The organism is Belnapia mucosa, from assembly GCF_016775475.1.
Classification (GTDB): Bacteria; Pseudomonadota; Alphaproteobacteria; order Acetobacterales; family Acetobacteraceae; genus Belnapia; species Belnapia mucosa.
Genome location: NZ_JAEUXJ010000007.1, coordinates 67,445 through 79,883, shown reverse-complemented (window position 1 = coordinate 79,883; position 12,439 = coordinate 67,445). Strand labels below are relative to the sequence as shown.

Sequence of the window (12,439 nt, the reverse complement as noted above, 5' to 3'; positions counted from 1 at the left end):
GTCTCCGTGGCGCTAGAAGAGGTCGAAATACTCGCGCTGCTCCCACTCCGAGACCTCGGCGTTGAAGCGGGCGATCTCGGCGCGCTTGAGGCGCAGGAAATACTCGATGAAGCTGGGGCCGAAGCCCTCGCGGAACACCGCGCTCGCCTCCAGCGCGGCGAGCGCGGCGTCGAGCGTCGTCGGCAGGGGCGGCGCCGCAGTCTCATAGGGCGCATCGGCCGAAGGGCCGGGATCGCGCCGGGCGGCGAGGCCGGCGAGGCCCGCCACCACTTGCGAAGCCATGTAGAGATAAGGGTTGGCCGCCGGCTCACCGATCCGGTTCTCGATATGCGCGGCGGCGCCGCGACCCAGCACCCGCAGCATCACGCCGCGATTGTCGATGCCCCAGAGGGCGCGGTCCGGCGCCAGGCTCATCGGCCGGTACCGGCGATAGCCGTTCAGCGTCGGCGTAGTGAAGGCCGCCGCCGCCGGCGCCTCGGCCAGCAGCCCGCCCATCCAATGCATCCCGAGCGGCGAGAGCGGCCCGCCATCGCCGGAGGCGAAGGCATTCTGCCCCGCCCGGTCGCGCAGGGACTGGTGCAGATGCCAGCCGCTGCTCATGACATTGGGCAGGCGCGGGCGGCACATGAAGCTGGCATGGTAGCCATGCCGCCACGCCACCTGCTTCACCGCGGAGCGGAACAGCACCATCGCATCGGCCGGGGCGAGGCCCTCGCCGGGGGCGAAGGTGAATTCCACCTGGCTCGGCCCGTATTCCACCTCGACCGAGCGGAGGTCGAGGCCGAGCGCCGTCACCTCCCGCTGCAGGATGTCGAGGATGGGCTGCATCTGATCCAGCCGCGCCTCGGTGAGATACTGGTAACCCTGGGTCAGCAGCGCGACCTCGGGCGGCGTGCCGGGTTGGCCGGCATCCTCCGGCGCCAGCTTCGGGTCGAGCAGCCGGGTCAGATGGAATTCGACCTCGAGTCCGGTGACGAGGCCATAGCCCTCCGCCGCCAGCCGCCCAAGCATGCGGCGGCAGAGGCCGCGCGTGGCGAATTCCACCTCCCGCCCATCCGGCCAATAGGCGTCGCAGAGCATCCAGGCCGTGCCGGGTGCCCAGGGCAGCAGTCGGAAGGTCGTCGGGTCGGGCAGCAGCAGGAAATCCGCCGCGCCCTGCACGTCGCGCAGCCCGATGCCGCCGCCGGCCGAGAAGATCGGCACCACGGTCCGGTGGGAGGTATCCTTCAGCAGCAGGGTCGAAGTGAGCGAGACGCCATCCGCCATCGCCCCGGCCAGCGCCGCCGCCGTCACCGCCTTGCCGCGCAGCACGCCATGCTGGTCGGGGAAGGCGAGGCGGATGAGGCGAATGTCCTCCCGCTCCACCCGCGCCAGCACCTCGGCGGCGGCGGAGGTGGCGGTGTCGTCGCGCAGCCCGTGCCGGTTGGTGAAGCTCGTCACTCCGCGGCGAGCCTTGCCCAGGGCGCACCCTGGCGGCGGCGGCGGTCGACCTCGGGCCAGTAGCGCTCCCAGCCCTCGGTCGGGCCAATACCGTCCATGGTGGCGGGGCCGGTGACGCCCGTGGCCGCGGCCTCGTCGAGCGCCATCAGCGGCCGCTCGCCACGCTCCACCGCCTCCATGGCGCGGAAGAGCAGGCGGCGATTGGCGGCGATCGCCTTGTCGGAGGAGGCGAGGTGCTCCCGCGTCCGGTCCTGGATGCGGCCCTGGCTCTCCACCGCCCATTGGTCATGGACGTTGATGTCCTCGCCCATGCCCGTATAGGTGCGGCGCTGCTGCTCCTCGGCATCGAAGCCATAGGCGTTGTGGCGGCCGACCTTCGGGCGGTAGTCCGGCAGCTCGTACAGGGCCAGGCGCTGCTCGCGCATCCGCACCTTGTCCACCGGCGCGGCGAAGCTGGTGAAGATCGCGTACCAGTAGCAATTCCCGTCATCCACCGGGACATGCCACTGGGTGATCGTCATCTCGGCGGAGAGCGGGATGGCGAAGGCCTGGGGGAAGACCAGGTTGGTGACGCGGACATGGGTATGGCTGTCCGAAAGCCGCCGCAGCGCGGTGATGCGCAGCCCATGCGGCGCCGGCTCCACCTCGATCCGCGGGCGGGGGAATTCCCGCAGCACCCGCGTCATCGGCATGTCGCTATCGGCCGAGGCGGCGCGGAACTGCTTGCCGTAGCTGGCGGCCGCATCCTCATCCTCGAAGAAGCGGTGCAGGAAGCTGGCATGGGCCGGGTCGATGCCGACCTCCAGCGCCTGCAGCCAGTTGCACTCGATCAGCCCCTTGAAAGCGAAGACATGGCTGTCCGGCGCGGCGAAGCAGTCGAGCGCGGGGAAGGCCGGCGGCTCGCCCTCGGCGAGATAGGCCCAGATGATCCCGCCACGCTCCGCGACAGGATAGGCACGCTGGCGGATGCGGTCGCAGAGCCGGCTGCCCTCCGGCTCGGCCGGCGTCTCCAGGCAGCGGCCGGTGGCGTCGAACAGCCAGCCATGGAAGGAGCAGCGCAGCCCGCCATCCTCCAGCCGGCCGAAGGCGAGATCGGCATTGCGGTGCGGGCAGTCGCGGTCGAGCAGGCCGAGGCGCCCGGCCTCATCCCGGAACAGCACCAGGTCCTGGCCGAGCAGCCGCACCGGGCGGACCGGGCGTTGCCCCGCCAGCTCCTCGGCCAGGGCGATCGGCTGCCAGTAGCGCCGCAGCAATTCCCCGCCCGGGGTGCCCGGGCCGGTCTGGGTCAGGCGGCGGTTCTGCTCGGCGCTCATCATGGGCAGAGGCTCCTCGCTGTTCGAAGACCGAACACCTGTTCAATTCTAAGCCTATCCGGGCTAGCCTCGCAACGGCCCGAACGCGGAGGGAGGCAGGGTGCCAAGGCTTGCGGCAGCAGACAGCGCCCGGCGCGCCGGGGAACCGCGCGACCTGTCGGAGGCGCTGGCACGCGGCCTCTCGGTCATGCTCGCCTTCGATGCCGAGCATCCGGCAATGACGCTGGCCGATCTCGCCCGCCAGACCGGGCTGCCGCGGGCGACGGCGCGGCGGGCGCTGCTGACCCTGACGCATCTCGGCTTCGCCGAGGCCGAGGGGCGGCTGTTCCGCCTGACCCCGCGGGTGCTGCGCCTGGCCGGCAGCTATCTCGGCGCCTCCGCCGCCTCCACCGTGCTGCAACCGGCCTGCGACCGGCTCTGCGCCGAACTCGGCGAGACCTGTTCGGCGGCGGTGCTCGATGGGACGGAGGCGGTGATGGTCGCCTATGCCTCGCCGCGCCGGCCCTATACGGCGGGCGCCGGGCCGGGGCTGCGGCTGCCGGCCTTCTGCAGCGCGGTCGGCCGGGTGCTGCTGGCGCATCTGCCGGAGGCGGAGCGGGAGGCGTTCCTCACCCGGCTGCGGCCCGAACCGGTCACGCCCTTCACCGTCACCGCCAAGCCGGCGCTGCGGCGCATCCTGGGTGAGGTCGGCATGGCCGGCTTCTGCCTCGCCGACCAGGAGGCGGAGCTCGGCTTCCGCTCCATCGCCGTACCGCTGCGGCGGCCGGATGGGCGCGTGGTCGCGGCGCTCAACACCGGCTGCGCCGCGGCGCAGGCGAGCCTCGAGACCATGAACCAGCGCTTCCTGCCGCGGTTGCTGGCCGAGGCGGCGGCGCTACACGGGCAGGTGCTGTAGCCGCACCCGGCGCCGGCCCGTAAGCTCCGCCACCCCACCGGAGCCTGCCCTTGCCCGAAAAGCCCCGCTCCGACCTCATCGCGCTTCTGGCCCTGATCGTCATCCTCGGCGTGCTGGTCGGCGGCTACCTGATCTTCCCGAGCCTCCAGCGGGCGATGGGCTATACGGATTGCATCGCCTCGGGCCGCGTCACCGGTTGCTGACGCGGCCCTGGCAGGCCGATCAATGCGCCAGCTTGACCTCGCGCGGCGTCGCTGCCGCCGTCTCCATGCCCTGGCCGACCTTCAGGGTCAGCGCGACCAGCCCGCCGACCAGCGTGACGCCGCCGAGCACCAGCAGGCCGGCGGTGAAGTCGCCAGTCGCGTCCCGCAGATAGCCCATCAGATAGGGCCCGGCGAAGCCGGAGAGGTTGCCGATCGCGTTGATCGCCGCGATGCCGGCCGCCGCCGCGCTGCCGGTGAGCATGGCGCTCGGGATCGGCCAGAGCAGCGGCGGGGTGGCGGAGACGCCGATCTGGCTCAGGCAGAGCAGCCCCAGCACCATCACCGGCGTGGAGACCAGCCCCGCCCCGGCGACGCCGACCGCGGCCAGGATCATGGCGAAGCAGACATGCTCCCGCCGCTTCAGCGTGCGGTCGGAATTGCGCCCCAGCAGCACCATGCCGATCGCGCCGAAGACGAAGGGCAGCGCCGCCAGGAGCCCGGTCTGGAAATTGCTGACGCCGAAGCCCTTCACGATGGTTGGCAGGAAGAAGGCGACGCCGTAGCTGGCGGCATTCAGGCAGAAATAGACGAAGGCGCAGGCCAGGATGCGCGGATCGCTCAGCGCCTTGCCGATACCCCAATGCTCGGCCGCCGCCTTGTGCCGGCTCTCCTCCTCCAGCCGCTGCTCCAGCCAGCCGCGCTCATCTCCGGCAAGCCAGGAGGCGTCTGCCGGCCGGTCGGTCAGGTAGAAGATGACGCCAACGGCCATGAGGATCGAGGGAATCGCCTCCAGCACAAACAGCCATTGCCAGCCCTCCAGCCCTCCTCCGTGCAGGTTCAGCAGCGCGCCGGAGACCGGTGCGCCGACAATCGAGGAGAAGGGGATCGCCAGCATGAACAGCGCCACGACCCGGGCGCGGTAGACGGAGGGGAACCAGAGCGTGAGATAGAAGATGATGCCCGGAAAGAAGCCGGCCTCGGCGATGCCGAGCGCGAAGCGGAGCAGGTAGAAGACCCATTCATTGGAGAGCCCCGTTGCCCCGGCGATCGGCTGGATGAAAGCGAACATCCCGGAGATGATGCCCCAGCTGAACATGATCCGGGCGATCCAGAGCCGGGCACCGAATTTGTCGAGCGCCAGGTTCGAGGGCACTTCGAGCAGGAAGTAGGAGATGAAGAACAGGCCGGCGCCGAGGCCATAGGCCGCCTCGGAGAGGCCAAGCGCCGCATTCATCTGCAGCTTGGCGAAACCGACATTCACCCGGTCGAGATAGGCGACAAAATAGCAGACGAAGAGGAAGGGCATGAGCCGCCACATCACCTTCCTGATCGTTCTTGTTTCGATTTCGCTCATGGCGCCCCATTCCCCTGTCATCAGGACGCCTCCAAAGCGTCGCGCGACCGGGCCGGTTCCGCCAGCCCGGAACCCTGCCGCCGCCGGCGCGTAGCTCCCAATCCGCCCGGCAAATGAAGCCGGGTCCATCTTCGGAGGAACGGCATGACGCGCATCCTTCTCGCCGCGGCGCTGGCCGCCTTGGTGGCCATGCCGGCTGCCGCCCAGCCCTATGCGAACGGCACCTACTACCACCCCGAGCGGGGCTGGATGCCGGCGCCCCCGGGCCCGGGCCCCTATGCGCGTGAGGCCTGGCGCGAGGAGCGCATGCGCCGCGAGGTCCGGCGCGAACGCCGCGCCGCGCGGGAGGACGAGATCGCCCGGGAAGCCTATCGAGCCGGTCGGCGGGATCAGGCGGTGCGGGAAAGGTATCGCGGCTATTAACCGCGCACCCGTCCCGACCGGCGATCTGGCCCAGGCCTGGGAGGCGCGAATCGCCCGGCTGCTGGGTCATCTGCCGTTGCGGGTCCAGTCCGGCGTGGCGGCGTTGCGCCATCCGGCTCGCAAGCCGCTGCGGCTGACGGCCGCCTGCGGCCTGATTCTCGGTGGATTCCTGGCTATCCTGCCAATCTTCGGCCTCTGGATGCTGCCGCTCGGCCTCGCCCTGATGAGCGACGACGTGCCGCGGCTGAAGCCGCCGCTGGAACGCACCGCGCGCTGGACGGAGCGCCAGTGGCGCCGCCTGCGCGGCCGGGAGGCCTGACCGCCTACCGTCGCCCCCCTTATCGCCGCAATGTCGCGTGCCAGCGCAGCAGGCCGATCGCGCCCTCGGCCAGCAGCCGGTGGCGGAGCAGCCAAAGCTCGGCCTCGGCCACCAGGGCGGCGGCGCGAAGGCCGGATGGGCGGCTCTCGGCACGCAGGGACTCCAGCAGGCGGGCCCAGGCGGCGAGTATGGCGGTGGCCTGCCGGCGCCCGGCATCCTCGGCGACATGCAGCTGGAAGCCGGCAGCCTGCAACGCCGCCTCCGCCGCCGGACGGGGCGGAGGCGGCCGGGAGCGGCCTTCCAGCTCCAGCCAACGCTCGAAGCCGGGACGGCCCGGCTTGCCCTGCACCACTTCCAGCAGGACCAGTTGCGCCTCCGGCTTCAGGGCCGCGGCCAGGGCGGGCAGCAGCCGGTCGAGCCGGCCACCGCCCGAGAGCGGCTCCAGCGCCAGGGCGTGATGGTGATAGTGCAGGCGGAAGGCCGGCGCCTCCGGATCCCAGGGCAGGACGCTGGCGCGCTTCCCCTGCGGCCGCAGCCGCGCCGCCATCCGCCGGGCCAGCAGGGGGTCGTGCTGATGCGCCGCCACCCAGGCGCCGCGCTGGGCGATGACCGCGGCCCCCGCACCGCCGGCATCGCGCCCGGCCAGCAGCAGGGTCGTGGCCGGCGAGAGCGGCAGCAGGGCGGAAAGCCGGTGGATCTCCGCCACCCCACCCGGCAGCAGGCACCCATCATCCCAGAGCCGGTCGGACCAATCGGCACGGGCGAGCGCCAGCGCCTCCTCGGGCGAGAGCGCCGGCGGCATGTCCTGGGATTGCGGCGCGTCCATCTCCCCCATGAGGGAGAGCGGATGCGTCCGCTCCATCCGCTGCGCGGCGCGGCGCAGCAGCCTGGCCAGGGATGCGGTCAGGGCCGTCATGGCGGCCTCGGCATGGCGTGTTGCCTGCTCCTGCGGGGTGGCCGGCATTGGGGCAGGAGAAGGTGAAGAATGCGTTCCGCGCCGGGCCGGTACTCGTACCAAATGCGGAATGTCCGCGTCTGTGTCCGAATGCGCCTTCCGCAGGGGCACCGGCAGGAGGTTAGGATACCGTTACGGCCCGTTCAGCCTGCCAGGGCCGGGCCTGCCGCGATTCCGGCCAGGCCGCAGGAGAACCGAATGCTACTGGCAGATCCTCCGTCCTTCCTCCTCGACCCCTGGGAGGGCGCCGGCCTAGCGGCGGAGCCCCGGCTCTACCGGCTGGCGAAGGTGACCGGTCCCTTTCCGGCCATGCTGGACCGGATGTCGCATCTGATCTTCCTGCCGACGGCGGCGGGCGGGCGGCTGCTGGGCCTGCCCCGCACCGGGGCGCTGCTGCCGGGCGAGGCGGTGCTGCTGTTCGGGCCGCATGCGGCGACGCCCCATTGGCAGGCCGTGACTGGCGTGCTCGCCGTGATCGGGGATCAGGCCCTGCGGGCCATGCTGGAACGCCTCGGCGGCACCCTGCCGGAGGGCGAGCCGCTGCGCAGCCGCGACCCCCTGCTCACCCAGCTTCTGCTGGCCATGGCCGAGGCGGCCGAGCGGGGCGGCGGGGCGGTGCTGCCCGCCTTCGCCGCAGCGCTGCTGGCCCGGATGGCGGAGCTGGTGCAGGCCCGGCTGCCCCTGCCGAGCAACGATACCGGCGCCCTGGCCGCCTGGCGGCTGCGCCGGGTCGAGACCTTCGTCGCGGAGAATCTCGGCCGCCCGATCCGGCTGGCGGAACTGGCCGAGGCGGCCGGGCTCAGCGTCTTCCACTTCAGCCGCGCCTTCAAGCGCAGCACCGGCTTGGCGCCGCAGGCCTGGCTCATGCGGCGGCGGCTGGCGCGGGCGCAGGAGTTGCTGGCCGATGGCGCGACTTCGCTGATCGATGCCGCCTTTGAGGCCGGCTTCTGCTCCCATGCCCATCTGACCTCGAGCTTCCGCCGGGTGCTGGGGACGACGCCGAGCGCCTGGCGGGCGCATGCCCTGGACCGACGGGCGGCTGGGCAGCCGGCCCGGGCCGCGGAGGCCGGTTAACGCCAGGTCATGCGGCGCCATGGGCGCAACTTCGGCTGCTTCGACGCAACCGCATGCAAGCGGCCCATGGCATGGCGCGCGGATGATCGGACATCCATCTATCCATGGAGGACTTGCCATGATCACCCGCATTGCCCTGGTCGCGGCGCTGGCCGCCCTTGGCGCCTGCGCCGATGCCCGTTCCGGCCCGCCGATCGCCGGCGAGTCCCGCGGCACGGGCGCCCCGCCGCTCCGCCAGCAGGTGGAACAGCAGCCGCATAGCGGCAATGCCTCGGCCGGCAGCGCCACCATCACCGGCACCGACGGCCAGGGCCGCCCGACCATTGACCGGACCGGCCCAGCGGGTGGCGGTATCGGCGGCGTCGGCCCGGCCCCGCGTTCGCCCGGCAGCCAGGGTGGCGGCCGCGGCGGCTAAGGAGTTGTAACCCTCCGGGGCGCGCGGCCTGCTTGCCGCCGCCGCCCCGGCGGTCTATCCGCTGGCCTATGCCGGAAGCGCCCTACCCGATCCGCTACGTGGCCAAGAATATGCGGCTCGACCTCCGGCTGATCGCCGAGATGGTGACGCCGGGCGCGCGGGTGCTGGATATCGGCTGCGGCGACGGCGCGTTGCTGGCCTATCTCACCGCCGAGAAGGGTGCCGATGCCCGCGGCATCGAGATCGACATGGCGGAGGCGACGCGGGCCGTGGCGGCCGGCCTCGCGGTGATCCATGGCGATGCCGATCACGACCTCGCCTCCTACCCCGAGGGGGCCTTCGACTATGTCGTGCTGTCGCGCACCCTGCAGGCCGTGGAGCGGCCGCGGGAGGTGTTGCGGCAGATGCTGCGCATCGGCCGGCGGGCTGTCGTCAGCTTCCCCAATTTCGGCCATTGGCTGGTACGCTGGCAAATGCTGACGACCGGGCGCATGCCGATGACGGATACCTGGCACCGCGCCTGGTACGAAACGCCGAACATCCATCCCTGCACGATCAGGGACTTCTTCGACCTCTGCGCCCTGGAGGGCTATGTGGTCGAGCAATGGCTGGCGGTGGATGAGAAGGGGATGCAGGCGCCCTGGAAGCGCTCCGCCTGGCTCGCCAACCTGTTCGGCGAGCAGGCGCTGTTCCTGTTGCGGCGCGCCTGAGCCGCCGGGGCTAGAGCCGGCCCCGTCTGATCAATGCAAGCGTGCGTTGCGGGACCGAGGACGGCTTTCGACCTGCGGCGCCACGCCCTTCGGCATGAGCGACGCAGCCATCGCCGCATGCCTGGCCGCATCGGTGGCGCCGATCCGCAGGCACTCAGACTCGACATAGGAGAGCATCAGGCGCAGCGCCGAATGATCCCCGGTTTCGGTATCGGCCTCGAGAGGCTCGATCGCAACGCTCATGCCGCGGCTCCGGGTAACGTGATGTGACACAACACATACTATTGACCTGTCCGTACGGCAACATGGAATTCATTGTGCGGTTGCGGTACATCCCGCAAGAACCGTGATCCCATCACGATTTCCGCCAAACGGTTCGCGCCGCCGGAGCAGTTCTACCGCTAGTGTCGCGATCATGAATGCGACCGGGAGGCGCTTTTCTACTTATTCGTGAGAGTCCTTACCGAAAGCCTGCTTCAGAATTTCTCAACCCAGGGTCGAATTTCCAACTCCCAGCTCCAGGCGCTGCGCGGCTGCCGGATCAGGTGCCAGTAGCTTTCGGAGATCGCATCGGGGTCGAGCAGCGTATCCTCCCCCGGCTCCGGCCGGCGGGCGCTGCGGATGCCGCCATCGATGACGACATGCGCGACATGGATGCCCTTCGGGTGCAGTTCCCGCGCCGCGGATTGCGCCAGGCCGCGCAGGGCGAATTTGCCCATGGCGAAGGGCGCGCTTAGCGGATAGCCCTTCACCCCAGCGCTGGCCCCGGTCAGCAGGATGGTGCCGCGCCCGGCGGCCTGCATGCGCCGGGCTGCCTCCCGCACCGCGAGGAAGGCGCCGAAGGCGCAGACCTGAAGGCTTTTCTGCACCTCCGCCGGATCCAGCTCCGCGATCGGGCCGCGGGTGCGGTAGCTGGGGTTGTAAACCACGACCTCGGCATCGCCCTCCGCCTCGAACAGGGCGGCGACCGCCGCGGCATCGGCCGCGTCGCAGGCATGGGTGGCGGCGCCGGTCTCGGCGGCCAGCGCCGCGAGCTTCGCCGTGTTGCGGGCGGCGAGCGCCACCGCATAACCCTCCCGCGCAAGGAGCCGGGCGAGGGAGGCGGAGAGCCCGTCCCCGGCGCCGATGATCAGGGCCTTCGGCATGGTGGCGTCCTTCCTATCCCAGGGTTTCCAGCAGCTCGCAGAGGGTGGCGCAGCGCGGTGCCAGGTCGGGCCAGCGGATATGCTCCTCCGGCGCATGCGCCCCGGCGCCGGTGCAGCCGAGGCCATCCAGGGTCGGGATGCCCATGGCGGCGGTGAAATTGCCGTCCGACCCGCCGCCGCGATGCTGCTTCGGCAGGTCGTAGCCCTGCCGCGCGGCGATGGCGCGGGCCATCTCATACAGGGCAAGGTTGGCCGGGCTTTCCTCCAGCGGCGGGCGGTTCAGGCCACCCTCGACCGTGATGCGGATGCCGTCCTCCTCCCGGGCCAGGGCCTGGATGGCGGCGACGATCCGCTCCGCCTCGCCGAGGCTCGGGGCGCGGAAATCGATGCGGCAGCTTGCCTCGGGCGGGATGACATTCGGCCGGGTGCCGCCCGAGATCGGCGCGACATTGGTGGTGACGCCCCGCTCCAGGTCGGTCAGCGCATGGATCTCGAGGATGGCGCGGGAGAGGGCGACGACGGCGCTCCGCCCCTCGGACCAATTGCCGCCGGCATGGGCGCTGCGGCCCTGGACGGTCAGGCTGAAGCCGCCGGTGCCCTTGCGGGCGGTGACGCAGGCGCCCTGCGGGCCGCCGGCGGGCTCCGGGATCAGCACGGCGCAGGCGCCGCGGGCGGCCGCCTCGATCGGGGCGCGGCTGGTGGGGCTGCCCACTTCCTCATCGGGGGTGAGGAGGAGGGTGATGGGGCGGCGGGTCTTCACCCCCTGGCGCAGGATTTCCCGCACCGCATGGAAGGCGAAGAAGCTGCCGGCCTTCATGTCATAGATGCCGGGGCCATGGGCCCGCTCGCCCTCGACCCGCCAGGGCATCGACCTCGCCAGGGTGCCGTGATCCCAGACCGTGTCCAGATGACCCGCGACGACCACCGGCGCACCCTCGCCCGGGGTGCGGGCGATCAGCGTGTCGCCGAAGCCGTCGCGGCCGGGCAGGCGCTCGATGGCGGCGCCGGCGCCGGCGAGTTCCGCCTGGCAGCGATCCAGCAGGGCGTTGACGGCCGCCGCATCGGTGGTCGGCGTCTCATGCTCCACCCAGGTCCGGAGCTCGGCGAGGAGGCGGTCGGAACTGCCGATATCGGTCTGGGGCATGGGGCGGGTATCCTGTTGCGGCCACCGTCACTGTGGCGATGGCGCGCCGCTTGTCCACCCGGGCGGGGCTGGCTAGACCCGCCGCCATGACCCAACCCCTCGTCCTCACCGATTGGCATTCGCTGCCGCCCGGGCTGCGCGGCGCGACCGTCGCGCTCGGCAATATGGACGGGGTGCATCTGGGGCATCGGGCGGTGCTGGCCGCGGCGCACGCGGCCCGGCCCGGGGCGCCGCTCGCCGCGCTGACCTTCGAGCCGCATCCGCGCGAGCATTTCCGCCCGGAGGACCCGCCCTTCCGCCTCACCCTGCTGCCCGCCAAGGCGGAGGCGCTGGGCGCGGCCGGCGCGGCGCTGGTGGTGGCGCTGCCCTTCGATGCGGCACTGGCCGCCATGCCGGCCGGGCGCTTCTTCCAGGAAGTGCTGCGGGAGGGGCTCGGCGCCATCCACCTCGCCTGCGGCCAGGACTTCGCCTTCGGCCACCGCCGCGGCGGGGATGCGGGAACGCTGACGGGCCTCGCCGAGGCGGCCGGGATCGGGCTGACGGTGGTGCCGCCGGTCGTGGATGCGCAGGGGCCGATCTCCTCCACCCGCATCCGCCGCGCCTTGCAGGACGGCTATCCGGAGCGGGCAACGGCCATGCTCGGCCGGCCCTGGGAGATCCGGGGCGAGGTGGTGCATGGCGACAAGCTCGGCCGGGTGCTGGGCTGGCCGACGGCCAATCTCTGGCTCGGCCGGCATCTGGAGCCGGCGCGCGGGGTTTATGCCGTGACGGCGATGCTGCCGGATGGGCGGGAGGTAAAGGGCGTCTCCAATATCGGCCGCCGTCCGACCCTCGGCGGCGACCCTGAGACGCGGCTGGAGACCTATCTCTTCGACTTCTCGGGCGACCTGTACGGGCAGGAGATCGGCGTGCGGCTGCGGCATTTCCTCCGGCCGGATGCGAAATTCGATGGGTTGGAGACGCTGAAGGCGGCCATTGCCCAGGATGCGGAGGATGCGCGGGTGGCGCTGGGCTGAGCGGCGCGCAGCCATGCTTGACCCCCTGCCCCT

At 71.6% G+C, this 12,439-nt stretch carries 15 protein-coding genes; 8 read left to right on the top strand and 7 right to left on the bottom strand.

Annotated features, from left to right (window positions below; genetic code table 11):
• Window positions 1-12: 12 nt before the first annotated feature.
• Window positions 13-1,440, bottom strand: coding sequence for a glutamine synthetase family protein (locus tag JMJ55_RS17200; RefSeq protein ID WP_202826815.1), 1,428 nt, complete (start codon window positions 1,438-1,440; stop codon window positions 13-15).
• Complete coding sequence (locus JMJ55_RS17195; protein WP_202826814.1) at window positions 1,437-2,756, bottom strand: aromatic ring-hydroxylating dioxygenase subunit alpha; 1,320 nt, start codon at window positions 2,754-2,756, stop codon at window positions 1,437-1,439. The genes JMJ55_RS17200 and JMJ55_RS17195 overlap by 4 nt, the downstream gene beginning before the upstream one ends.
• A gap of 97 nt (window positions 2,757-2,853) precedes the next feature.
• Between JMJ55_RS17195 and JMJ55_RS17190 the strand changes: the two genes are divergently transcribed.
• Together JMJ55_RS17190 and JMJ55_RS17185 are read left to right on the top strand one after the other, a co-directional pair.
• Entirely contained in the window at window positions 2,854-3,648 is a 795-nt protein-coding gene (locus JMJ55_RS17190) for an IclR family transcriptional regulator domain-containing protein (RefSeq protein WP_202826813.1), read from the top strand.
• Between the two features lie 50 nt (window positions 3,649-3,698).
• The gene (locus tag JMJ55_RS17185) at window positions 3,699-3,851 is read left to right on the top strand and encodes a hypothetical protein (RefSeq protein WP_202826812.1); all 153 of its coding nucleotides are present in this window, start codon (window positions 3,699-3,701) and stop codon (window positions 3,849-3,851) included.
• 19 nt (window positions 3,852-3,870) lie between these two features.
• On the opposite strand, the gene JMJ55_RS17180 is transcribed toward JMJ55_RS17185, so the two are convergent.
• Complete coding sequence (locus tag JMJ55_RS17180) at window positions 3,871-5,205, bottom strand: MFS transporter (protein ID WP_236033793.1); 1,335 nt, start codon at window positions 5,203-5,205, stop codon at window positions 3,871-3,873.
• A 144-nt stretch (window positions 5,206-5,349) separates the two neighbouring features.
• Here JMJ55_RS17180 and JMJ55_RS17175 point away from each other — a divergent pair, with 144 nt between their 5' ends.
• Window positions 5,350-5,628, top strand: coding sequence for a hypothetical protein (locus JMJ55_RS17175; RefSeq protein WP_202826811.1), 279 nt, complete (start codon window positions 5,350-5,352; stop codon window positions 5,626-5,628).
• A 76-nt stretch (window positions 5,629-5,704) separates the two neighbouring features.
• The gene (locus tag JMJ55_RS17170) at window positions 5,705-5,947 is read left to right on the top strand and encodes a hypothetical protein (protein ID WP_236033792.1); all 243 of its coding nucleotides are present in this window, start codon (window positions 5,705-5,707) and stop codon (window positions 5,945-5,947) included.
• Window positions 5,948-5,966: 19 nt separating this feature from the next.
• Here the strand turns inward: JMJ55_RS17170 and JMJ55_RS17165 are convergent, their stop codons facing one another.
• A complete protein-coding gene (locus tag JMJ55_RS17165; RefSeq protein ID WP_202826810.1) occupies window positions 5,967-6,863 on the bottom strand; it encodes a hypothetical protein in 897 nt (298 codons plus the stop codon).
• 237 nt (window positions 6,864-7,100) lie between these two features.
• Here JMJ55_RS17165 and JMJ55_RS17160 point away from each other — a divergent pair, with 237 nt between their 5' ends.
• The 3 genes from JMJ55_RS17160 to metW all read left to right on the top strand — a co-directional run bounded on the left by JMJ55_RS17160 (window position 7,101) and on the right by metW (window position 9,101).
• Window positions 7,101-7,976: a helix-turn-helix transcriptional regulator gene (locus tag JMJ55_RS17160; protein WP_202826809.1), complete on the top strand. Its 876-nt coding sequence runs from the start codon at window positions 7,101-7,103 to the stop codon at window positions 7,974-7,976.
• A 118-nt stretch (window positions 7,977-8,094) separates the two neighbouring features.
• Window positions 8,095-8,391: a hypothetical protein gene (locus tag JMJ55_RS17155; protein WP_202826808.1), complete on the top strand. Its 297-nt coding sequence runs from the start codon at window positions 8,095-8,097 to the stop codon at window positions 8,389-8,391.
• 110 nt (window positions 8,392-8,501) lie between these two features.
• The gene (metW, locus tag JMJ55_RS17150) at window positions 8,502-9,101 is read left to right on the top strand and encodes a methionine biosynthesis protein MetW (RefSeq protein ID WP_202826989.1); all 600 of its coding nucleotides are present in this window, start codon (window positions 8,502-8,504) and stop codon (window positions 9,099-9,101) included.
• Window positions 9,102-9,131: 30 nt separating this feature from the next.
• Here metW and JMJ55_RS17145 read toward each other — a convergent pair whose 3' ends face one another.
• The 3 genes from JMJ55_RS17145 to JMJ55_RS17135 form a co-directional block, all read right to left on the bottom strand.
• Window positions 9,132-9,344 carry a hypothetical protein gene (locus JMJ55_RS17145; RefSeq protein ID WP_202826807.1) on the bottom strand — a complete coding sequence of 71 codons (213 nt, stop codon included), beginning with the start codon at window positions 9,342-9,344 and terminating at the stop codon, window positions 9,132-9,134.
• A gap of 233 nt (window positions 9,345-9,577) precedes the next feature.
• A complete protein-coding gene (locus tag JMJ55_RS17140; RefSeq protein WP_202826806.1) occupies window positions 9,578-10,246 on the bottom strand; it encodes an SDR family NAD(P)-dependent oxidoreductase in 669 nt (222 codons plus the stop codon).
• 13 nt (window positions 10,247-10,259) lie between these two features.
• Window positions 10,260-11,390, bottom strand: a complete 1,131-nt coding sequence (locus tag JMJ55_RS17135; protein ID WP_202826805.1) for a M20 family metallopeptidase — start codon at window positions 11,388-11,390, stop codon at window positions 10,260-10,262.
• An 86-nt stretch (window positions 11,391-11,476) separates the two neighbouring features.
• Here JMJ55_RS17135 and JMJ55_RS17130 point away from each other — a divergent pair, with 86 nt between their 5' ends.
• Window positions 11,477-12,406: a bifunctional riboflavin kinase/FAD synthetase gene (locus JMJ55_RS17130; protein ID WP_202826804.1), complete on the top strand. Its 930-nt coding sequence runs from the start codon at window positions 11,477-11,479 to the stop codon at window positions 12,404-12,406.
• Window positions 12,407-12,439: the final 33 nt, after the last annotated feature.

Bases quoted from the DNA above. Each gene is read 5' to 3' on its own strand.
- JMJ55_RS17160 (WP_202826809.1), top strand. From the start codon at position 7,101: ATGCTACTGGCAGATCCTCCGTCCTTCCTCCTCGACCCCTGGGAGGGC.
- JMJ55_RS17180 (WP_236033793.1), bottom strand. From the start codon at position 5,205: ATGAGCGAAATCGAAACAAGAACGATCAGGAAGGTGATGTGGCGGCTC.
- JMJ55_RS17135 (WP_202826805.1), bottom strand. From the start codon at position 11,390: ATGCCCCAGACCGATATCGGCAGTTCCGACCGCCTCCTCGCCGAGCTC.
- JMJ55_RS17130 (WP_202826804.1), top strand. From the start codon at position 11,477: ATGACCCAACCCCTCGTCCTCACCGATTGGCATTCGCTGCCGCCCGGG.
- metW (WP_202826989.1), top strand. From the start codon at position 8,502: ATGCGGCTCGACCTCCGGCTGATCGCCGAGATGGTGACGCCGGGCGCG.
- JMJ55_RS17195 (WP_202826814.1), bottom strand. From the start codon at position 2,756: ATGATGAGCGCCGAGCAGAACCGCCGCCTGACCCAGACCGGCCCGGGC.
- JMJ55_RS17155 (WP_202826808.1), top strand. From the start codon at position 8,095: ATGATCACCCGCATTGCCCTGGTCGCGGCGCTGGCCGCCCTTGGCGCC.
- JMJ55_RS17140 (WP_202826806.1), bottom strand. From the start codon at position 10,246: ATGCCGAAGGCCCTGATCATCGGCGCCGGGGACGGGCTCTCCGCCTCC.
- JMJ55_RS17165 (WP_202826810.1), bottom strand. From the start codon at position 6,863: ATGACGGCCCTGACCGCATCCCTGGCCAGGCTGCTGCGCCGCGCCGCG.
- JMJ55_RS17145 (WP_202826807.1), bottom strand. From the start codon at position 9,344: ATGAGCGTTGCGATCGAGCCTCTCGAGGCCGATACCGAAACCGGGGAT.
- JMJ55_RS17175 (WP_202826811.1), top strand. From the start codon at position 5,350: ATGACGCGCATCCTTCTCGCCGCGGCGCTGGCCGCCTTGGTGGCCATG.